Source organism: Enterobacter cloacae complex sp. P18RS (assembly GCF_014982105.1).
Classification (GTDB): Bacteria; Pseudomonadota; Gammaproteobacteria; order Enterobacterales; family Enterobacteriaceae; genus Enterobacter; species Enterobacter hormaechei_C.
In genome coordinates this window covers 16277-37458 of the sequence record NZ_JADCKV010000002.1, presented here as the reverse complement: position 1 = coordinate 37458, position 21182 = coordinate 16277, and the positions used below count along the sequence as shown (strand labels likewise).

At 56.6% G+C, this 21182-nt stretch carries 16 protein-coding genes; 4 read left to right on the top strand and 12 right to left on the bottom strand.

What is annotated here, in order from left to right; translation table 11 throughout:
* Nucleotides 1–41: 41 nt before the first annotated feature.
* From INF61_RS00275 to aaeX, 4 genes are all read right to left on the bottom strand, one after another.
* Entirely contained in the window at nt 42–1496 is a 1455-nt protein-coding gene (locus INF61_RS00275; RefSeq protein WP_022649558.1) for an NAD-dependent succinate-semialdehyde dehydrogenase, read from the bottom strand.
* An 86-nt stretch (nt 1497–1582) separates the two neighbouring features.
* The gene (gene aaeB / locus INF61_RS00270; RefSeq protein WP_015572008.1) at nt 1583–3550 is read right to left on the bottom strand and encodes a p-hydroxybenzoic acid efflux pump subunit AaeB; all 1968 of its coding nucleotides are present in this window, start codon (nt 3548–3550) and stop codon (nt 1583–1585) included.
* 5 nt (nt 3551–3555) lie between these two features.
* Nucleotides 3556–4488, bottom strand: a complete 933-nt coding sequence (gene aaeA / locus INF61_RS00265) for a p-hydroxybenzoic acid efflux pump subunit AaeA (RefSeq protein ID WP_017382713.1) — start codon at nt 4486–4488, stop codon at nt 3556–3558.
* 7 nt (nt 4489–4495) lie between these two features.
* A complete protein-coding gene (gene aaeX / locus INF61_RS00260) occupies nt 4496–4699 on the bottom strand; it encodes a p-hydroxybenzoic acid efflux pump operon protein AaeX (RefSeq protein WP_003860416.1) in 204 nt (67 codons plus the stop codon).
* 179 nt (nt 4700–4878) lie between these two features.
* On the opposite strand from aaeX, the gene aaeR reads away from it, so the two are divergent.
* Entirely contained in the window at nt 4879–5805 is a 927-nt protein-coding gene (aaeR, locus tag INF61_RS00255) for an HTH-type transcriptional activator AaeR (RefSeq protein WP_003860415.1), read from the top strand.
* Nucleotides 5806–5854: 49 nt separating this feature from the next.
* Here aaeR and tldD read toward each other — a convergent pair whose 3' ends face one another.
* From tldD to csrD, 8 genes are all read right to left on the bottom strand, one after another.
* Entirely contained in the window at nt 5855–7300 is a 1446-nt protein-coding gene (gene tldD, locus INF61_RS00250; protein WP_017382710.1) for a metalloprotease TldD, read from the bottom strand.
* Nucleotides 7301–7383: 83 nt separating this feature from the next.
* A complete protein-coding gene (gene yhdP / locus INF61_RS00245; protein ID WP_193547435.1) occupies nt 7384–11190 on the bottom strand; it encodes an AsmA2 domain-containing protein YhdP in 3807 nt (1268 codons plus the stop codon).
* A gap of 42 nt (nt 11191–11232) precedes the next feature.
* Nucleotides 11233–12702, bottom strand: coding sequence for a ribonuclease G (gene rng, locus INF61_RS00240; protein ID WP_003860405.1), 1470 nt, complete (start codon nt 12700–12702; stop codon nt 11233–11235).
* Nucleotides 12692–13285, bottom strand: coding sequence for a nucleoside triphosphate pyrophosphatase (locus INF61_RS00235; protein ID WP_003860403.1), 594 nt, complete (start codon nt 13283–13285; stop codon nt 12692–12694). The genes rng and INF61_RS00235 overlap by 11 nt, the downstream gene beginning before the upstream one ends.
* A 9-nt stretch (nt 13286–13294) precedes the next feature.
* Complete coding sequence (gene mreD / locus INF61_RS00230) at nt 13295–13783, bottom strand: rod shape-determining protein MreD (RefSeq protein ID WP_003860402.1); 489 nt, start codon at nt 13781–13783, stop codon at nt 13295–13297.
* Nucleotides 13783–14799: a rod shape-determining protein MreC gene (mreC, locus tag INF61_RS00225; RefSeq protein WP_193547434.1), complete on the bottom strand. Its 1017-nt coding sequence runs from the start codon at nt 14797–14799 to the stop codon at nt 13783–13785. Before mreC ends, mreD begins: the two co-directional genes overlap by 1 nt.
* A 62-nt stretch (nt 14800–14861) precedes the next feature.
* Entirely contained in the window at nt 14862–15905 is a 1044-nt protein-coding gene (gene mreB / locus INF61_RS00220) for a rod shape-determining protein MreB (RefSeq protein WP_000913396.1), read from the bottom strand.
* Between the two features lie 282 nt (nt 15906–16187).
* Nucleotides 16188–18128 carry an RNase E specificity factor CsrD gene (gene csrD, locus INF61_RS00215; RefSeq protein ID WP_017693893.1) on the bottom strand — a complete coding sequence of 647 codons (1941 nt, stop codon included), beginning with the start codon at nt 18126–18128 and terminating at the stop codon, nt 16188–16190.
* A 184-nt stretch (nt 18129–18312) separates the two neighbouring features.
* Here csrD and INF61_RS00210 point away from each other — a divergent pair, with 184 nt between their 5' ends.
* The 3 genes from INF61_RS00210 (at nt 18313) to msrQ (ending at nt 20966) form a co-directional block, all read left to right on the top strand.
* On the top strand, nt 18313–19287 hold the full coding sequence (locus INF61_RS00210; RefSeq protein WP_017382706.1) for an MDR family oxidoreductase: 975 nt from the start codon (nt 18313–18315) through the stop codon (nt 19285–19287).
* A gap of 77 nt (nt 19288–19364) precedes the next feature.
* Nucleotides 19365–20366 (top strand): protein-methionine-sulfoxide reductase catalytic subunit MsrP, encoded by a 1002-nt coding sequence (gene msrP / locus INF61_RS00205; RefSeq protein ID WP_015572016.1) that lies wholly within the window; start codon nt 19365–19367, stop codon nt 20364–20366.
* Nucleotides 20367–20966 carry a protein-methionine-sulfoxide reductase heme-binding subunit MsrQ gene (msrQ, locus tag INF61_RS00200; RefSeq protein ID WP_003860393.1) on the top strand — a complete coding sequence of 200 codons (600 nt, stop codon included), beginning with the start codon at nt 20367–20369 and terminating at the stop codon, nt 20964–20966.
* Nucleotides 20967–21182: the final 216 nt, after the last annotated feature.

The following is a 21182-nucleotide window of genomic DNA, read 5'->3' as shown; positions in this document are numbered from 1 at the left end:
AGCCACCCGGTACAGGCGGGCGGCAAATGCCGCCCTGTCTATTATAATCCCCCGATATGCAGGGTTTTGACTTCCAGAAACTCCTCCAGCCCCAGCACGGACCCTTCGCGGCCCAGCCCGGACTCTTTTACGCCCCCAAACGGACCCAGCTCGGTCGAGACCGCACATTCATTAATTCCGATCATGCCGCTCTCAATGGCCTGCGAGACGCGGAACACGCGCGAGAGATTCTGGGTATAAAAGTAGGCTGCCAGCCCGTAAGGCGTATTGTTAGCGCGCATAACCACTTCGTCTTCCGACGTGAAGCGGAAGCAGGCGGCAACGGGACCAAAGGTCTCCTCTTCTGCCAGCTTCATGCCTTCATGGCAGTCACCGAGTACGGTTGGCATCCAGAAGTTGCCGCCAAGTTCGTGCGGTTTACCCCCAGCCAGCACCGTGGCGCCCTTCGCTACCGCATCTTCGACGTGCTCACGGACTTTTTCGACAGCCGAAGGCTCAATCAGCGGGCCGACAACGACGCCCTCGTCCAGACCGTTACCCACCTTCAGCGCCTTCACCGCATCGGCAAGTTGATTGACAAACTTGTCATAGACCGTCTCCTGAATATAGAAACGGTTTACGCTGACGCAGACCTGCCCGGCGTTACGGAACTTATTGGCGATCGCGCCTTTGACGGCGGCCTCAATATCCGCGTCCTCGAAAACGATATATGGCGCATTACCGCCTAGCTCCATCGATACCTTTTTCATGGTCTCTGCGGAATTGCGAACCAGCGTTTTCCCGACGGCGGTTGATCCGGTAAACGAGATTTTGCGCACGTCATGGCTGGCCATAATGGCGTCACTAATTTCTGAGGTGCTCCCCGCGACCGCATTCAGCACACCATCCGGCACACCGGCCTGCTTCGCCAGCGTCAGCAGCGCAAAGGCGCTCAGCGGCGTGTTGTTTGCAGGCTTGATGACGCCGGTACATCCTGCTGCCAGCGCCGGACCGAGCTTACGGGTGAGCATGGCCATCGGGAAATTCCATGGCGTGATAGCAGCAACCACCCCGACAGGTTCACGAGTGGCCAGAATACGGGAGCCGGGTTTAACCGGAGGAATGATTTCACCGTTGGCGCGCTTGGCCTGCTCGGCAAACCACTGAATGAAGCTGGCAGCGTAGTCCACCTCACCCTCAGCCTCTTTCAGCGGCTTGCCCTGCTCGGTAGTCATCAGCCGCCCGAGCCAGCTTTTGTTCTCGATAATCAGTTCATACCAGCGATAGAGGATCGCGGAACGCTCTTTTGCCGTTTTTGCGCGCCATGCGGGAAAGGCCTTCGTCGCGGCCGCAATGGCCTCTTCGGTTTCGGCTTTCCCTGCTTTCGCCACTTTCGCGACCACCTCACCCGTGGCCGGGTTTAGCACATCAAACGTGGTGTCGAGTGTTTTCCAGATACCGTTAACCAGATACCCGGTCTGAAAAAGGATACTGTCCTGAAGAGCCTGGGTTGTCATGTGTCCTCCCTTCCTGAATGTTTGAACCTGCAAGAATAAGTATAGCCACAAAAAAACCGACGCTTTTGGCGTCGGTTTTCTCTTCGTTAGCTGTCTGTCAGCGCATTCTGGTAGCGGTGCAGCATAAACACCAGCCGCTCTACCGGCTCGGTAACCTGCGGCGGCGCTTCCCAGATCCGCAGTTTCTCCTGGTAGATATCCAGTTCCTCCAGCAGTTGCTTAAAGTAGCGGCGACGTTTGTCATCACTGGATGCCGATATCACATGGTCCGCCGTTCGCCGTAGCTGGCGGTGGTAGGCGGACAAATCGTCGTTGATCGGCACTGGCGCGTTCCGCAGACGCTGGTGCGCGATAATCATGGTTAACGCCAGGCGGAAGCGGGCGACATCGCCCGGGAATTTATTCAGCAACAGGAACAGCTGTTGATAGAGCGCCGGCAGGTGGTTCTCCTTACGCCGCGCGGTGTTGGTAGTCAATGACGATACGGCGGCCGACACAAACTGATTCAGCAGCACACGCCCTGTCCGCGCCTGAGAGTTATCCCGCACCAGCAGGATCACCATCATCGCCAGGAAACAGCCCACCAGCTGACCTAATGCGCTATCCAGGAACTGGCTGAAATGGAAGGTCATCGGGTTATCCAGCACGATGATGTTAATCGTGCTCGCCAGCGCACCCAACGATCCCAGACGGCGTTTTTGTACCTCAATCCCGATAAAGAACGCCATCACCGCCAGGCTGATGCAGAGCAAAAGCATGCTTTGCTGCGTCGAGGGAATAATCACCAGGAAGTAGAGCGCACCAATGGGTAACGCCGCAATGGTGCCGTACAGAAAATCGATCGCGACCATGCGCGGGTTGGGCAGACGCATCGCCAGCGCGGTGACGACGGCAATCATCACCATCGCGCCGCTGCCGGACGTCCAGCCGGTCCACAGCCAGAACAGCGTGCCGAGTATACAGGCCAGGGTGGTACGCCAGAAGTTAACCATCGCATGGTGGCGCTCGGCGGACTCCGGTTTGATCACCACTTCGCCCTGTAACACCTCTTCTTCCGCCGCACTGATTTTGGTGTTGCTAATCACGCCGCGTTTCAGGAGCAGGTAGCGCGTTGCGGCGCCAACCCAGGTATAAATGGTGACTGGCGTATCCCGTTCTCCTGTCCAGGCAATCACACGACGCATGCGTTTGAGCTGTCGATGCACGTCCTGCACCGTCTCCACGGGCTCATCAAACAGTTCGCGGAAAGTATCCGTTACCACTTCGGGGCGGGTGTTCTGAATCAGGTAGGTTTCACACGCCTGGGTGATCAGCGTTAGCGAGACGGTATTGATCGCTTTCAGACGACGATTGGCCCGCTCCCAGCGGGAAGACTCCATGTTGAGATTACTGCGCATCCCTTCCAGCGCCTGCGTGCGGCGCACCAGCGCGCTCCAGGCCTTGTCGACCTCTTCGCTGTCGCCGTGCTTAATGCACAGCTGCATAAGCTGGTACTGAGCAACAATCAGCGCGTCCAGCTCACGATCGACTTCCTGCTTGATGGATCGCGGAGAGAAGAGCAGATCTGCGACAATCGCGCAGACGATACCAATGACAATCTCGCTACAACGTTCGACGGCGAACTGCGGAGCAAGCAGCGGTTCACTCTGAATGGTGATGATAATAATCAGCGCGGTATATCCCGCCAGACCCCAGGCGTACGAGTTCTCCACCTTCACCAGCGAAGAGACCCAGGTGCAAAAACCCGCCCAGATACAGCACACAATCAGCATCAGCAGCGGCGTGCGGATCATCAGGATGATAATGGTCAGGGCGGCGATACAGCCGATAAAGGTGCCGATAATACGCAGCATCCCGCGATAGCGAATTGCCCCGGAGTAAGGTTCGCCACCCGCCGCGAAGGCTGGACCGGCGGCGACGATCGCGGCGGTCAGAACGGCCCAGCGCGGCGTTTCAAGCTGGAAATGGAAGCCAACAAACAGCGCCAGCACAATGGCGCATGCCAGCTTCACGGCGAAGCGGATGTGCTGGCTGGCGATGGAAAAAATGCCCATAGCGATCAACCAAACTCGCGCAGGCGATGGGCGATTTGACGGAAGATAGAATCCTGGCTGGCATCACGGTCTTTTTCACCCGTGATCACCACCGTCGCGGTGGTGCCTGCGGGCCAGAGGTTGCTCTGCTGCTCATCCAGACGAATGCGTACCGGTACGCGCTGCGCCAGGCGAACCCACTCGAGGTTAGAATCGACGGTCGCCATCCCTTTTGTATCATTGGTACTGCTGGAGTTGGTCACCCCCGCGGCCACGCTGTCCACGGTTCCCTTCAGGACCCGGTTGCTGCCGAGCGGCGTGATTTCGGCGCGATAGCCCGGACGCACGCCTTCCAGCTTGGTCTCTTCCATATAGGCGAGGACGTAGAAGGAGTTCTGTTTCACCAGCGCCACGGCAGTTGAGCCGCGCGTGATAAACTCACCCGCATAGACGTTGAGGTTGGTCACCCAGCCATCGGACGGCGCGCGGATAACGGTACGTTCCAGATCGAGCTTCGCCAGATCGCGCGTCGCCTGCGCTTTTGCCAGCTGATGCAGCACGGTTTGCAGCACGTTATTAGACTGGTCAATCTCTTCCCGGGACATAGCCTGGATGCCCAGCTTGTTACGGCGACCTGCTTCACGGCGTTTTTCAGCGGCCAGCGCGTTGTAATACGCCACGTCGGCTTCCGCTTCTTCCAGCGCTTTTTGATAGCGCGGCTGGTCGATGGTGAACAGCACCTGATCTTTTTTCACCAGTTGGTTATCGTGGACGTTGACCGCCGTAATGAGACCGGCGACATCGGGCGCTATCGCGACCACCTCCGCGCTGAAACGCGCATCGCGCGTCCACGGGGATTCGGTGTAATAAACCCAAGCGCGAAAAATAGCGATGAACGCCAGGATGACCAGCGCCATAGTGATGGCAGTGCGGGAGATTTTTCTTGTTAGCGTTTTCACATCAACCTCAGACAAACATGCGCGATATTAAATAGAACAGGCAGCAATACAGCGCGGTATTGAACAATGCAGGATGCCAGACGAAATCATAAATCCCGGTAGGGACCAGCACCTTGCGCACCAGCCAGAAGATCGCCAGTGATAAAAGAAGCTCGAAAAATATCGGTGGGAACGACAAACCGAACACCACGATAACGGGAAACAGACTCATGTTGACCTTGATTAAAGAGAGTGCAGGTTACTGGATTTTTAAGCTCGCGCCGCCGCAGGAGAGCAAGAATTGCCGGGCGAGAGTGGCGCAGCCGTTATGTAATTAATAATATATTAACGTAACTGTTATGCTGTTATCTATCATATGTGATCTAAATCACTTTTAAGCCAGAGTGAATAATGGAACGTCTAAAACGCATGTCCGTCTTTGCGAAAGTGGTTGAGCAAGGCTCTTTTACCGCCGCAGCACGTCAGCTACAAATGAGCGTCTCATCCATTAGCCAGACAGTGTCAAAACTGGAAGATGAGCTCCAGGTGAAGCTGCTCAACCGCAGCACCCGCAGCATCGGGCTGACGGAAGCGGGTAAAATTTACTATCAGGGCTGCCGTCGAATGCTGCATGAGGTGCAGGATGTTCACGAGCAGCTCTATGCCTTTAACAACACGCCTATCGGCACGCTGCGTATCGGTTGTTCTTCAACTATGGCACAAAATGTTCTCGCTGCCATGACGGCGGAAATGCTTAAAGAGTATCCCGGTTTAACCGTTAATCTGGTAACGGGCATTCCGGCACCGGACCTGATTGCCGATGGGTTAGACGTGGTGATCCGCGTTGGCGCGTTGCAGGACTCGAGCCTGTTCTCGCGTCGACTGGGCAGCATGCCGATGGTGGTCTGCGCTTCGAAAAGCTATCTGGCACAGTATGGCGTGCCGGAAAAACCTGCCGACCTGAGCAACCACTCGTGGCTGGAATACAGCGTTCGGCCAGATAACGAATTTGAACTGATCGCGCCGGAAGGGCTTTCCACTAAACTGCTGCCTGAAGGCCGCTTCGTGACCAACGATCCGATGACCATCTCACGCTGGCTGGTGGCCGGGGCCGGGATCGCCTACGTACCGCTGATGTGGGTGATCAACGAGATCAACAGCGGCGTGCTGGAGATCCTCTTCCCGCGCTACCAGTCCGATCCGCGTCCGGTGTACGCGCTCTATACCGAAAAGGACAAGCTGCCGCTGAAGGTGCAGGTCTGTATTAACTATCTGACGGACTATTTTGTGGAAGTGGCGGAGCTGTTTCAGGGCATGCGAGGTAGAAGGAAAGAGTAGGCTTTTCCCCTCTCCCCGTTGGGGAGAGGGTTAGAGTGCGGGGGAAAATTTACGCCGTGCCGCCCACCGTCAGATTATCCACTTTCAACGTAGGCTGACCGACGCCCACAGGCAGGCTCTGGCCCTCTTTGCCGCAAACGCCCACGCCGTTATCCAGTTTCAGGTCGTTACCGACCATGGAAATCTGCTGCATGGCCTCAATGCCGGAGCCAATCAGGGTTGCGCCCTTCACCGCTTTGGTCACTTTGCCCTTCTCAATCAGATACGCCTCTGAGGTAGAGAAGACAAATTTGCCGGAGGTGATATCCACCTGACCGCCGCCAAAGTTTGGCGCGAAGATACCGTAATCAACGGATTCGATAATCTCCTGCGGCGTGGACTGGCCCGGCAGCATGTAAGTATTGGTCATGCGCGGCATCGGCAGATGTGCGTAGGATTCGCGACGGCCGTTACCCGTCGGCGCAACGCCCATCAGGCGCGCGTTAAGCTTGTCCTGCATGTAGCCTTTCAGTACGCCGTTTTCGATCAGCACGTTGTACTGACCCGGCGTACCTTCATCGTCGATAGAAATCGAGCCGCGACGGTCGAGCATGGTGCCATCATCCACCACGGTACACAGCTCTGAGGAGACAAGCTGCCCCATCTGACCGCTGAATACGGACGTCCCGCGACGGTTGAAATCACCTTCCAGGCCGTGACCGACCGCTTCGTGCAGCAGCACGCCCGGCCAGCCTGCGCCCAGTACCACCGGCAACGTACCGGCGGGTGCAGCCACGGCAGACAGGTTGACCAGCGCCATGCGCACGGCTTCTTTTGCCCATGCATCCGCGCGGGCTTCGCCGTCGACATCACCCAGGAACCAGTCATAACCAAAACGACCACCGCCACCGCTGGAGCCGCGCTCGCGCTTGCCGTCGTCTTCAACCTGCACGCTGATAGAGAGACGCACCAGCGGGCGAACATCCGCCGCCAGGGTACCGTCCGTCGCCGCCACCAGGATCAGTTCATAAACACCGGTCAGGCTGGCAGAGACTTCCTGCACGCGTTTATCCGCCGCGCGAGCCACTTTGTCCACGCGACGAAGGATGTCCAGCTTCTCTTCGCGGCTCATGCTTTGCAGCGGGTCGATGCTGGTATAGAGCGCAGCGTGCTGCACTTCACCCAGCGTTTTCACCCGTCCGTCGCCCGTATCGCGCACAATGGTTCGCGCCGCCTGCGCGCTCTGCTCCAGCGCGGCCAGGCTTATCTGGTCTGCATAGGCAAAACCGGTTTTTTCGCCGCTGACGGCGCGCACGCCGACGCCCTGGTCAATGTTATAAGAGCCATCTTTAATGATGCTGTCTTCTAAAACCCAGGATTCGTGATAGCTCGACTGGAAATAGAGATCGCCGTAGTCGAGGCGGCGTTCGGTCAGTTGACCAAGAATGGAGAACAGGTCCTGATGGCTCAGGCCGTTCGCTGCGAGCAAATGTTCACTTACCAGGTTCAGACTCATCTATTGCTACTCGTTCGTTGCCGCCAGTGGCGGTATAAAGATCGTATTTATTGAGAGTGAGGCAATTACCTGCCCACGTCAAATCATTGCTGTGCTTCTTTGCGCGGCTGGCGCAGCACCTCATTAATCTGTGGTTTATCAACCGGCCCGGTGATGCGATAGCGCAGAATCGAGACTTTGCTCCAGAGCGGTCCCAGCACTTTACTGGCCGCAAACACCGCCGCCCCGACGATCGGATTGACCACAAAGGCTGCCGCAACGCCCACGCTTGCGGAAATCTCCGGCGCCACCACGGCTTCCATATCCAGCTCGCGGCGCACGAGATCCACTGACCCTTTCATCGCGATATCCGCTTCCAGGCCGTCCACCAGCGTGTCGTCGGTGTGCAGAACGCCGTCTTTGATCCACGCCGTGCTGCGAATGGAATCGTAGTAGAAACCTTCGCTGAAGGTGTCGCTAAAGTCGAAGCGCAGCTTGCGCAGCAGCGCGTCAAAACTCAGCAGACGCAGGATCTGCCCGGCGCGCCCCGTGCTCACATCGGCAATCTCCCCCTTACCGAAGTGGGTTTTCAGGATGCCGTTAAGCGAAGCTTCATCGGGTGTCCACGGCGCTGCGCGCCAGTGCAGATCGTAATTCACATCGAAGGACGATCCGCGAAGCGGCGTGCTAATGCCGAAGAAGTTAGCTGCGGCGTCCAGCTTGTTGCCTTTAATATCGCCTTTCAGCGAGGTGCGCTGTTCACCCGGTTTGTTCACCCATTCGCCAGCGGCAGTCATGCGGCCAAAGCCGGTATCCACCAGCCCACCAGAGAGGCTCAGCGTATTGCCCTGAATAGCAAAATCACCGTCGATACGGCCATATTTTTGCCCCCACAGCCAGCACTCCGCACAGCGCAACTGGAGATCGGGCCAGCCGCTGAAATCCACGCGCGACGTTCCACTGCCACTGACAGGAGAAGCGCTTGTCGACTGTGCTTTAGACGCCGTAAAGGTCGGATTGTAATAGAGATAACGGATAGCCGCCTGCCATGGCGCGTGATCGCGCATGGTCAACGAACCGTTAATCTCACGCCCCTGCGCCTCGACCTTTGAGCCGTTTACCGTCGGCCGGGAGACAATACTCAGGTTGTTCCACTGCTGCCCGCCCAGCGTCAGCGCAGGCGTGCGCAAGGTAATGGACTGTGGGAACTGCGCCGTTTGGTCGACGTTTTGCCCGACACCTTTCTGGAACAGTGCCAGCCACTCTGCGCCATCCATCGGCGGGAGATTCAGTTCAACGCCCGCCTGCTCCGGCAGCGGCGGCGTGGTACGGCTGTCCGTCGTCCAGATCGCTCTGTCCAGCGTCAGCTTGCGGTTAAGCAGCCAGCGGCTGTTGAAGTGGTTTGTTCCACCAGCGTTTCCGGTTAAATCGAAGCTGTTAAGGTTGCCCGCAACCTTAACATTGACGGGCAATGCTTCACCGCTTTTCTTATTCAGCGGCGCGGGAAGTTGGCTGCTGAGGTTTTTCAGATCGCCCGTAATGTCGACGTTATAGCGCGCACCGGCATGATAAGGCAGGTCGATGGCGACCTTGCCATTCCATGACACCGCGCCGTCCACCGCATTTTCAATCGGCTTCGGCAGAACATCCATGCGTGACGGCTGCCAGTTCGCGTCCATATTGACCGCCACCTGGTAGGCTTTATCGCCCTCGGTGGTGGAGAAATCGATATTGACGGGTTGATTGAACCAGGTCGCTTTCAGCGGCTCACTTTTCAGCGTGCCGTTAACAAAGCTGAACTGACCGCTGAGGTTTTTCAGCGTGCTGTCCAGCGGCTTGATATAGAGGCTGTTGTTATTAAGGCGAACGTCACCTTTGGCGGTGGTCATTTCACCGTCCAGCGGGATATCCAGATGTAAGCGAGCATTCACATCGCCATCTAACTGCAACTGCTGAAGGGTGGCTGCCAGGGAGTCATTCAGCGGCGTATCTTCAAAGTACGGGCCAACCGCTTTACCCGGCCCCTTAATATCCGCATCGATCAGCAGTTTCTCTTTGGAGTAATCCGGGATGTTTGCCGTCAGGTTGCTTGCCGTTACGCCGCCCAGCGCAACGCTGTCCGTCTTCATCCACAGGCCGTCATTCAGGAAGTTGAGTTCAATATCCAGATTCTTCAGCGCCGGCCAGTCCGGCTGGAAGGCATAGGTGGCGTTGCGTAGCGGCACCAGAACCTGGAACTGGCCTTCGTTGTGCTTATACGGGAACAGGTGCGGGTTGCCGCCGTAGACCAGCGTGGCGTTATCCGCCTGGCCGCCCTGAATGGCGCCGCTGAGATAGTCCACCAGCGCTTTCCCCATCAGGTTTTCCGGGAAGTAGCGCCACGCCTGCGAACCGTCATCCGTGCTGATGCCCGCCAGAATACCCAACCACGGCTCATCGCCTTCAGGCTGTAGATAACGGAAATTACCGCGGGCATGTACCGCTTTGGCTTTCACATCGATATCGCGGCCATCGAGCTGAAAACCTTTGTCATTCTTCAGCCAGTTGAGGGTGGCATTTCCCTTTTCGATCTCCAGTGGCGCACGGAAGACCGTTTCGTACGGCATTTTCGCGTCCTGCATTTCTGCTGTCAGCCTGCCGTTTTCCACGCTTCCTTCCAGTTTACCGCTGAAGTGCTCGGCACCCGGCAGCAGTTTCCACTGTTTCCATGCGAGATTTTTCCATGCCGCCTGAAAACGCGTCTTTTCCGTAGCCTGGAGCGGAATATCCAACGCCAGCCGGTTTATTTGCCCGCTCGGCTGCGTCGCCAGCCAGATTTCGCCCAGCTCCGGGGAGAGTTTTGCGGCCATTGAACGCAGCCCTTCGATCGGCGTCAGATCCAGGTTACTGGCGCGGATACGCAGCTCGTCGCTGCGTTTACCGTTTATCCCGCCGACGTCCTGCTCCGGCATCCACGCCAGCGTCAGCGCGCCGCGCGGCCAGGGTTTGTTATCCATGGAGATGCGCGTATCCGGTATAGCGAACTGCCAGCCGCCTTTATCCTGCGTCACGTGTGCGGTGAGGTTATCGACGGAAAGTTGATGCTGATGGTTTTCCCCTTTCCAGCTCGCGCCCCCCTGCTTAAGCCAGATATCGCCGCTGGCGAACGTCCCGTTCGTCAGGGTCATCCAGCCTTCCAGGCTGAAGCGCGCGGTCTCCAGCTGCATGTTCTGCTGTAACCACTCACCTAGCCACGGCTTCACGTCCACGTCGTCCGCCTGTAGCCACACCCTGCCGTTGTTCAGCAAGCCATTGTCGTCACGCAGATCCATCCGCACCTGCATAACGCCGTGCTGCCCGTTCAGGCTGGAGAGATTCACCTGCCCCTCGGCGCGGTGGCGATCTTTCCCGTTTAACCAGGTCAGCTGTGGGATCGCCAGCTCAGCGCGCTGGCCGGAAAGAGTAATAAAGCTCACTTCGCTGTCGCGCAGATCGAAATGATCGAACTGCCGCAGGAACAGATCGCTGATACGGCTGGTTTCCAGCCCCCGATCGCTGTCGCCGCTTCGCAGCGGCGTGTTAGTCATCAGCTGAAGTTGCCAGAAGGTGAGATCGCGAAACTGCCAGCGCAGATGCAGCAGGCTTTGCCAGATATCCAGCGCCAGGGTGACGCGTTTGATTTTGAGGTGGCCGCCATCTTTCAGGCCGGCGCTGATATCCCGGGCATCTAGCGTCGGGCCAAAGTTCTGCCAGCTTGCCTCGATATGACTCACGTCCACCGGCAGGCCGGTGGCGGATTCGATTTTTGCCAGGATCTGCGGACGCCAGCTGTCCAGATGCGGCAAGGCGAGACGCAGCCCGCTCACGAGCAACGCGACAATCACGACCAGCGTTGCCCCTGTAAGCAGTAAAATCCCCGGCAATCGCCTCACGCGTCTCTCCTTGTCAGCCTTAAATCTCGCAGCGAACTGCGTTTACATCATGACGACGTCAAACTGCTCCTGGTTATAGAGCGGCTCAATTTGCACTTTTACCTGTTTGCCGACAAAGATTTCCACTTCTGCCAGCGCGTGCGACTCTTCCCCTTTCAGGGCCTCCGCCACCGCAGGGGAAGCATAGACCAGAAAACGGTCTGAGTCGTAGGCATGATGGACACGGACAATCTCACGCATGATCTCGTAGCAGACCGTCTCCACCGTCTTTACCGTTCCGCGTCCATGGCAGGTTGGACACTCATTACACAGGACATGTTCCACGCTTTCGCGGGTCCGTTTCCGGGTCATTTCCACCAGACCGAGCTGCGAGAAGCCATTGATGCTGGTTTTCACGCGGTCCTTACTCAGCGCCTGCTCCAGAGAGTGCAGCACGCGACGGCGGTGATCTTCATTGTTCATATCGATAAAGTCGATGATGATAATGCCGCCCAGATTACGCAGACGAAGCTGACGCGCGATGGCCTGCGTCGCTTCTATGTTGGTGTTGAAGATGGTGTCATCGAGGTTGCGATGGCCGACAAACGCGCCGGTGTTGATGTCGACGGTGGTCATCGCTTCGGTTTGATCGATGATCAGATAGCCACCCGATTTCAGCTCAACCTTACGCTCCAGCGCACGCTGGATTTCGTTTTCAACGTCATAGAGGTCAAATATTGGCTGGCGTCCGGTGTAATGCTCCAGCAGACCCGGCATTTCCGGGATGTACTCGGCGGTGAACTCCAGTAAGGCTTCGTACGTCAGACGGGAATCCACGCGGATGCGGTCAAGCTGGGCGTCGGCGAAATCACGTAATACGCGCTGAGCGAGCGCCAGCTCACCGTACAGCCGGTAGCGGGTCTGGTTGCGTTTTTTACGCTCCATCACTTTGGTCCAGACGCGCTTCAGGTAGGCCGCATCCGAGGCCAGATCTTCTTCGCTGATCCCTTCCGCCGCGGTACGGATAATAAACCCGCCCTGCTCGTCGCAGTAGGCGCTGACCACCTTTTTCAGGCGCTCACGCTCGCTTTCGCTCTCAATGCGCTGTGACACGCCGACGTGCGACGCCCCCGGCATAAAGACCAGATAGCGTGAAGGCAGGGTGATGTCGGTGGTCAGACGCGCGCCTTTGGTGCCAAGCGGATCTTTTACCACCTGTACCATCAGATCCTGGCCCTGACGCACCAGCTCAGAGATGTCGCGCACGGCAAACTGCTTTTGCTCTTCGCCTGCCACACATTCGGTGTGCGGCATGATATCGGAGGCATGTAAAAACGCCGCCTTATCGAGCCCAATATCTACAAAAGCCGCCTGCATACCCGGCAGGACACGACTGACACGACCTTTGTAGATATTGCCTACGATTCCGCGTCGCGCTTCACGCTCAATATGAATTTCCTGGAGAATGCCACCATCAATGTAGGCCACACGGGTTTCCGATGGCGTTACGTTTACCAACAATTCAGCCGTCATAATTATCCCTTCCCTCACGCAGTGAGTTAAAATTGCTCAGCAACTCATACGTTTCCACCAGCGGTAAGCCGACTACGGCGTGATAGCTGCCATTTATCTTCCTGACAAAACAGCCACCCAACCCTTGAATACCGTATGCACCTGCTTTATCCATAGGTTCACCGCTGGCGATATAGCCGGCGATCTCCTCGTCGGTGAGGACTCTGAACGTCACTTCCGTTACCACAAGGCAATCCAGAACGTACTGGCTATCTGCCAGCGCTACCGCCGTCATCACCTGATGGGTTTGTCCGGACATATTACGCAGCATCCGCGCCGCATGGTCTGCGTCGCGGGGTTTCTCAAGCACCTCACCATTGAGAATAACGATGGTATCCGCACCCAGCACCGGTAAGTCACGCGGCACGCATGCAACGCCCGCCTGCGCTTTTTCACGCGCCAGACGAGAGACATACTGCTGAGCGCTTTCACCCTCAGCACGTTTTTCTTCGATACCGGTAACGATGCGTTCGAAGGAGACACCCAACTGCGCGAGCAGTTCCTGGCGACGCGGAGAACCGGAGGCAAGATACAAAGACGTCATAGAAACCTTTTATTGCACGGCAAACTGCTGGCGAATTTTACGCATCAGCAGGAACAGCCACGGCCAGAGCACACCGTTTACTACACTACTCCAGAACACTTCCGGTCGGAAAGAGACGTTGATCACTAAAAACTCTGCCCAGAAAACAACGATATCCGCAGCGAGCGACAACAACATCACTACCAGCGCCTGTTGCCAGAGCGCAAGGTTACGAAAGAGCTGGAATTTGAGTGCGACGAGATACGCAATAATGCTCATGGATAAGGCGCGGACGCCAAGCGTAGAGCCACTGATAAGATCCAGTATGGCACCCATCACAAAACCTGTGCCGACATTTACGCGGTGCGGCAGGGCAAGGATCCAGTAGAGCAAAATGAGCAATACCCAGTTTGGCCGGAAAACAAGAATGTCGTCCGGCCAGGGCATAATTTGCAGCAACAGTGCAACGAGGAATGAGAGCCAGATTACCCAGCGCCCCTGGCTACGATAACTGGCCACTACTGCCCTCCACCCGAGACTTGCGGCGGTGGGGGCGCATCCGGCAGCGGCTGCGTTAACCCCGTCGCCGGAGCCGGTACGGGTGCAGGTGGTCCCATCGCATCCGGCGCAGGCAGCACCTGCGGCATCATCTGCATCAGGCGTTCGTTGGCCACGCGATGCACATCTTCCGGTGTCATCGGGTTAGCGCCGTTACGATCGGCGCCCCACAGCAGCAACAGGTAGCGCAAACGCTGCAAGCCGGCCGTTGGACGCGCCTGAATCACGGTGTAGGCACGCTGAGTGTCGAGCTTCACGGAAGAGACAACCGCAACCGGGTAGCCCTCAGGGAAACGACCGCCCAGACCGGACGTCACCAGCACGTCGCCCACGCGGATATCCGTGTTGGCAGGCAGGTGTTCCAGTTGCAGATCGTCCGTGCAGCCATTACCGGCGGCAATCACGCGAATATCGTTACGCAGCACCTGAATCGGCAGTGCATGGGTGGCATCGCAAATCAGCAACACGCGGCTGGTCAGTTTGGCAACCGCCACAACCTGGCCCACGACGCCCTTATCGCTGATGACAGGCTGACCTTCGTATACGCCGTTCACGCTGCCTTTATCAATCACCACCTGATCGCTGTACGGATCGTTTACGGTGGAGATCACCTGGGTGACCATTTTCTGTTCATCCTGGCGCAGCGGCGAGCCAAGCAGTTCGCGCAGACGGGCGTTTTCCTGCTTATATTGCCCCAGCATCAGCAGCTCGCTATTTTTCAGCAGCAGTTCCTGGCGTAACGCACGGTTTTCGAGTTCGAGCTGGTCACGCGATGAGAGCGTTTGCGACACGGAGTCGAGCAGTTCACGGGGACCATTTGAAATAAAGTAGAAAGGACTGACGGCGGTATCCATGTACGTTCGGATCTGGCTGAACGTACCGAGGCGGCTATCGGCAAAAATGACCCCGAGCGCAACCAGAACCGCCAGGATCAGGCGAAACTGTAGCGACGGGCCACGGCTAAAAATTGGCTTCATAGGCTATGCGTATTCTCGCGTCAGAGAGAAAGGGTAGCGAATTGCTACCCTCTCACACCCGACTACTCTTCGCTAAACAAGTCGCCGCCGTGCATGTCGATCATTTCCAGCGCCTTGCCACCACCACGGGCGACGCAAGTCAGTGGATCTTCTGCAACTACGACAGGAATACCTGTCTCTTCCATTAACAGGCGGTCGAGGTTACGCAGCAGCGCACCACCACCGGTCAGAACCATACCGCGCTCGGAGATATCGGAAGCCAGCTCTGGCGGGCACTGTTCCAGCGCAACCATCACCGCGCTCACGATGCCGGTCAGCGGCTCCTGCAACGCTTCCAGGATTTCGTTGGAGTTCAGGGTGAATCCGCGTGGCACGCCTTCAGCCAGGTTACGACCGCGAACTTCGATCTCGCGTACTTCATCACCCGGATAGGCAGAACCGATTTCATGCTTGATGCGCTCTGCGGTTGCTTCACCGATCAGAGAGCCGTAGTTACGGCGAACGTAATTGATGATGGCTTCGTCGAAACGGTCGCCGCCGATACGCACGGAAGAGGAGTACACCACACCGTTCAGGGAGATAACGGCCACTTCAGTGGTACCGCCACCGATATCCACCACCATAGAACCGGTAGCCTCAGAAACCGGCAGACCCGCACCAATTGCCGCAGCCATCGGTTCTTCAATCAGGAACACTTCACGCGCACCGGCGCCCTGAGCGGATTCACGGATCGCACGACGTTCAACCTGGGTCGCGCCAACCGGCACACACACCAGCACGCGCGGGCTTGGGCGCATGAAGCTGTTGCTGTGAACCTGCTTGATGAAGTGCTGAAGCATTTTTTCGGTCACGAAGAAGTCAGCAATAACGCCGTCTTTCATAGGGCGGATCGCGGCGATGTTGCCCGGCGTACGGCCCAGCATCTGCTTCGCATCATGACCTACTGCGGCCACGCTTTTTGGCGAGCCGGCACGATCCTGACGAATGGCCACAACGGAAGGCTCATTCAATACGATGCCTTGTCCTTTTACATAAATAAGGGTATTCGCGGTACCCAGGTCAATGGACAGGTCATTGGAAAACATGCCACGAAATTTTTTCAACATACTAAGGGATAATCCTGAAAGCTGGGGCGGAAAACAAAATCCGCTTACTTTACCAACCACACGCAGCAGCGACAAGGCGCAAAAATCGTCTGCTACGGTGAAAATTAGTGCAGCACGTTTCCTTTGTTACAAATTCATCCCCTGAATCCCTCAGGGCTGAGTAAACAGCAGCGTCCCTCACTTTCACTTGTAACCCACTAAAGGTCGTTCACTGGCTTTTATGCTCGTCTTACTCAAAGCTACAGGCGCGATATTCTACGTGAAAACAAAGTAAACGGCAGGTCAAACAGAGTATCTTTGCAAATATTTTTTCACATTGGTGTCAAGCGGCTGAGAGGCGGCAAAAAAATCCCCCTGACCGCCCGTCACGCCGCGCTCTGTCAACATCTGCCATTCACTACGTGAACGTACGCCTGTGGCAAATACTTGCGTTTGCGTTCCTTTGCACGCTTCCACCAGGCTTTGTACCAGCAGCTGGTTTTCCGTGCGTTTTTCAATATTCCTTACCAGACCCGGATGCAGCTTCAATAATTCAACATCCAGCTCTTTGATCCAGCGGGTGCTCACCAGCGTCAAACCCGCCTGGGTTACCGCCACGCGAGCCCCAAGCGCATTGATTAAACGCACTACCGGGCGCAACCGGCTGATGTGTTGACCTACATCTGCCTCTGCAAGTTCAAAAATAATGCGTTTGCGTTGCGATTTTTCGCATTGCATTAACGTGTCACGTAACCAGCGCTGGAAACGCGGACGGATCAGCGATTCGACGGTCACCTGTAAAGCCAGATTTTCTTCAGGCCAGTACGATAAAAACGGAATGAGACGGGTGATTTGCTGACGGTCATACTCTTCGGACAATCCGAATTGCAACACCATGGGCAGATATTCCGCGGAGATAACCTCTTCAGTGCCATCAAAAATACGGCACATCAGCTCACGATGATGAACATGACCATTCTTCATGACCGCCGGTTTTTGATAGATGCGCGGTCCGCCCCGGCTCAGCATCTGTTCAATCAGGGTTCGCCAGCGCACGTTGCCGCGCCCTTTCTCCGGCAGCGTATCATCATAGACTGCCCAGCCGTTCGCCCCCTGCAATACGGCGTTACGCGTGGCCGCTTCCGCATGTTCCATCACCTGCTCCGTCGACTGACCGCCGCGCCAGGCACAGATGCCCATATGCACCATATCGTCTCTGTCGAGCATTTTGCTCTGGGGCAGCGCATCGACGGCTTTCAGCAGCTGGCTGGCGATACTCTCGGACTCCTTTAAGGTGCGATGCGGCAGCAAGACGGCAAAATCGCTGCGGTGGTAGCGTGCCAGTAACGCGCCGGGGTAGCGCATAATAAAGGTGGACAGCAGGTTAATCAGCGTAAAGAGGTTCTCTTCCGCCACGCGCTGACCCCAGGTATCACGGAGCAGATCGAAGTCGGGCAGGCGAATCATCATTACCACGCCATGCGTACCCACCTTTTCGGGGTCATCAAGAAGGGTAGCCAGCTGATTATCAAAGAAGAGACGGTTGTTGAGGCCCGTTTTGTTATCCTGCGCGGCGTAAGAGCGAATCAACGTGTCCATACGGCTACGCTGATCGCTGGCAAACTGGATTTCGGAGAGCAACACGTCCAGGGCGCTACTGGTGCGTGATGGCCATTCATAAACCGATCCCCGCACCTGCGGACCCCGTTCGCCATTCAGTATCCGCACGGAGCGTGTTTCCAGCAGTTCCTGGCCGGAAAGTTGACGACGCTGCCAGCGAACCGCGAGGAAAATCAGCAGTACGATAAAGGCAACGGCGATGGTTAAGGGGGCGGTGGTCATGAGCGAGCGTAAATAGTTGCTCATCGGATCCTGGTACATCAGATGAATTGTCATACCCGGATGTTTAAGCGAATTAACCGTGACGTTCCGATACTGATCTACCGTGCCGGCAGGACGATAGCTGCCCTGGCGGGTATGGCTGAAAACGGTCTGCTTCCCCTGTTTAATGTCGATCTGCACGATATCCACAGGCACCATTAACTCATCCAGCTCACGCGAAAGCGCCGGGAAGGAGGTTGCAATCAGGCGAGTGTCGATAACCGATGCAACCGATTCAACCCGGTTAACCAGCTTATCCTGGATGGCATTGTAAAAGCTCAGCGAGCAGCCGATTAGCGTGACAAATATGGTCAGCCCCGTCAGCAAGGTGATAAAAGCTGAGAACTTCGTCGTTAATCGCATCCTTGAGATTACTCCGTGGGTTGAAGGGGGGTGCAAGTGAGCACTAACTTGCATTTCAAATGCGGCATACTACCAAACCTGGCGTATCTGGCAATTTATTGCGTTAAATCGGCACTGCGTTTCATTGAGCGAGTATAGTCATCAGAACATATTTTCCCATCATCAAACCTAGTGAGGACCCAGTATGCAGGCTTTGATCTTAGAACAGCAGGACGGCAAAACCGTTGCCTCAGTGCAAGCCATCGAGGAGAGCCGCCTGCCGGAGGGCGACGTGACCGTAGATATCGACTGGTCCAGCCTGAACTATAAGGATGCGCTGGCCATTACGGGAAAAGGTAAAATCATCCGAAATTTCCCGATGGTGCCAGGAATCGACTTTGCAGGCCGCGTACATACCAGTGAAGATCCACGTTTTCACGCCGGACAGCAGGTGCTGCTCACCGGCTGGGGCGTAGGTGAAAACCACTGGGGCGGACTGGCAGCGCAGGCGCGCGTAAAAGGTGACTGGCTGGTCCCGATGCCGAAAGGCCTGGACGGTCGTAAGGCGATGATCATCGGCACGGCAGGTTTCACCGCCATGCTGTGCGTGATGGCGCTGGAAGAGGCCGGGATCCGCCCTGACTCTGGCGAAATTGTCGTCACCGGCGCCAGCGGCGGCGTGGGCAGCACGGCCGTCACGCTGCTGCACAAGCTGGGGTATCAGGTTGCTGCCGTCTCAGGCCGCGAAAGTACGCATGATTATCTACGTCAATTGGGCGCAAGCCGCATTCTGAGCCGCGACGAATTTGCCGAGACCCGCCCGCTGGAAAAACAGGTCTGGGCTGGCGCAGTAGATACCGTCGGCGACAAAGTGCTGGCGAAGGTGCTGGCGCAAATGAATTACGGCGGCTGCGTGGCGGCCTGTGGTCTGGCGGGCGGTTTTGCCCTGCCGACGACGGTGATGCCATTTATTCTGCGTAACGTGCGTCTTCAGGGTGTCGATTCGGTCATGACCCCAGCCGAGCGGCGAGCTGAGGCCTGGGAACGTCTGGTGCAGGATCTGCCAGCCTCATTCTTTGACCAGAGCGCCACTGAGATTACCCTGAGCCAGGCGCCAGAGTTCGCCAGTAAAATCATGGACAACCAGTTCCACGGTCGTGCGCTGGTTAAAATCGCCTAATCTTCAAATTTTCGTGACATATTCGCGCTAACCCTCCTCCTCCGTCATGCTTAGAAAAACGCCTGACGGAGGATGCCATGAAAACCCGAAAACTGACGGAAGCCGACGTAACGTCTGAATCTGTCTTTATGCTACAGCGCCGCCAGATCCTGAAAATGCTTGGCATCAGCGCCACCGCCCTGACGCTCACCCCTGCGGCCCATGCCGATCTGCTCGACTGGTTTAAGGGCAACGATCGCCCGAAAGCCCCCTCCGGCGCACCGCTTAACTTCACCAAACCGGCGCAGTGGCAGAATAAACTGGCGCTGACGCCGGAAGATAAAGTCACCGGCTATAACAACTTCTATGAGTTTGGTCTCGATAAGGCCGATCCTGCCGCCAACGCCGGGAGCATGAAAACCGATCCCTGGACGCTGAAGATAGATGGCGAGGTGGCAAAACCGCTGACGCTGGATCATCATGACCTCACCACCCGCTTCCCACTTGAAGAGCGCATTTACCGTATGCGCTGTGTGGAAGCCTGGTCGATGGTGGTGCCGTGGGTAGGTTTCCCTTTGCATAAACTGCTGGCGCTGGTTGAGCCCACCAGCAACGCGAAGTATGTTTCCTTCCAGACGCGCTACGCCCCGGACGAGATGCCAGGCCAGAAGGATCGGTTTATCGGCGGCGGGCTGGAGTATCCCTACGTTGAAGGTTTACGTCTCGACGAAGCCATGCATCCGCTTACGCTGCTCACCGTCGGGGTTTATGGCAAAGCGCTACCGCCGCAAAACGGGGCGCCCATTCGCCTGACCGTACCGTGGAAATACGGTTTCAAGGGCATCAAATCGATCGTCAGCATTAAGCTCACCCGTGAACGCCCCCCCACCACCTGGAACCTGGCAGCGCCTGACGAGTATGGTTTTTTTGCCAACGTTAACCCGCACGTTGACCATCCGCGCTGGTCGCAGGCAACGGAACGTTTTATCGGCTCCGGCGGCGCGCTGGATGTTAAACGCCAGCCAACGCTGCTGTTTAACGGCTATGCGGATGAGGTGGCATCCCTCTACCGTGGGCTGAATTTACGGGAGAACTTCTAAGTGCGTTTAACGGCAAAGCAGATAACCTGGCTGAAGGTACTCCTGCATTTAGCAGGATTGCTCCCCTTTATCTGGCTCTTCTGGGCAGCCAGCCAGGGACAGTTCAGTGCCGATCCGGCGAAAGATATTCAGCATTTTACGGGTCGGATGGCTCTGAAATTTTTGCTGGCGACCTTGCTCGTCTCACCGCTGGCGCGCTACGCTAAACAGCCATTATTGATACGCACCCGTCGGCTTTTAGGGCTATGGTGTTTTGCCTGGGCGACGCTGCATCTCACCAGCTACGCCCTGCTGGAACTGGGCATTAACAACCTGGCACTCCTTGGCAGCGAACTGGTGACGCGTCCCTATCTGACGCTGGGTATCGTAAGCTGGCTGGTTTTACTGGCGCTGACGCTGACATCCACGCAGTATGCGCAGCGAAAACTGGGTCGACGCTGGCAACTGCTGCACAACTTCGTCTATCTTGTCGCTATCCTCGCCCCGATTCATTACCTGTGGTCGGTGAAGATTTTATCCCCTCAGCCGGTCATCTACGCCCTGCTGGCCCTGGCCCTTTTAGCGTGGCGTTACAAGAAGTTCCGCCAGTGGTTGCGATAGTTCACGAAACTGTGCGTTTTCCCGCAGATTATTTATCAACCGCGAATCTTTTTCGGATAGCGGTTGATAATCTTCCCTGATAAGACCAGTATTTAGCTGCCAAATGCTACGAAATCGTTATAATGTGCGACTTCGGTTTTCCGGACAGGGGTTTTAGGCCTCTGAAAGGGTGACAATTGCGCTTTGAGGGTATATGTTGTTTTTTACCCGAAAATC

Bases quoted from the DNA above. Each gene is read 5' to 3' on its own strand.
- aaeR (WP_003860415.1), top strand. From the start codon at position 4,879: ATGGAACGTCTAAAACGCATGTCCGTCTTTGCGAAAGTGGTTGAGCAA.
- tldD (WP_017382710.1), bottom strand. From the start codon at position 7,300: ATGAGTCTGAACCTGGTAAGTGAACATTTGCTCGCAGCGAACGGCCTG.
- msrP (WP_015572016.1), top strand. From the start codon at position 19,365: ATGAAAACCCGAAAACTGACGGAAGCCGACGTAACGTCTGAATCTGTC.
- INF61_RS00210 (WP_017382706.1), top strand. From the start codon at position 18,313: ATGCAGGCTTTGATCTTAGAACAGCAGGACGGCAAAACCGTTGCCTCA.
- rng (WP_003860405.1), bottom strand. From the start codon at position 12,702: ATGACGGCTGAATTGTTGGTAAACGTAACGCCATCGGAAACCCGTGTG.
- csrD (WP_017693893.1), bottom strand. From the start codon at position 18,128: ATGCGATTAACGACGAAGTTCTCAGCTTTTATCACCTTGCTGACGGGG.
- mreB (WP_000913396.1), bottom strand. From the start codon at position 15,905: ATGTTGAAAAAATTTCGTGGCATGTTTTCCAATGACCTGTCCATTGAC.
- INF61_RS00275 (WP_022649558.1), bottom strand. From the start codon at position 1,496: ATGACAACCCAGGCTCTTCAGGACAGTATCCTTTTTCAGACCGGGTAT.
- mreC (WP_193547434.1), bottom strand. From the start codon at position 14,799: ATGAAGCCAATTTTTAGCCGTGGCCCGTCGCTACAGTTTCGCCTGATC.
- aaeX (WP_003860416.1), bottom strand. From the start codon at position 4,699: ATGAGTCTGTTTCCCGTTATCGTGGTGTTCGGTTTGTCGTTCCCACCG.
- INF61_RS00235 (WP_003860403.1), bottom strand. From the start codon at position 13,285: ATGACGTCTTTGTATCTTGCCTCCGGTTCTCCGCGTCGCCAGGAACTG.
- aaeB (WP_015572008.1), bottom strand. From the start codon at position 3,550: ATGGGCATTTTTTCCATCGCCAGCCAGCACATCCGCTTCGCCGTGAAG.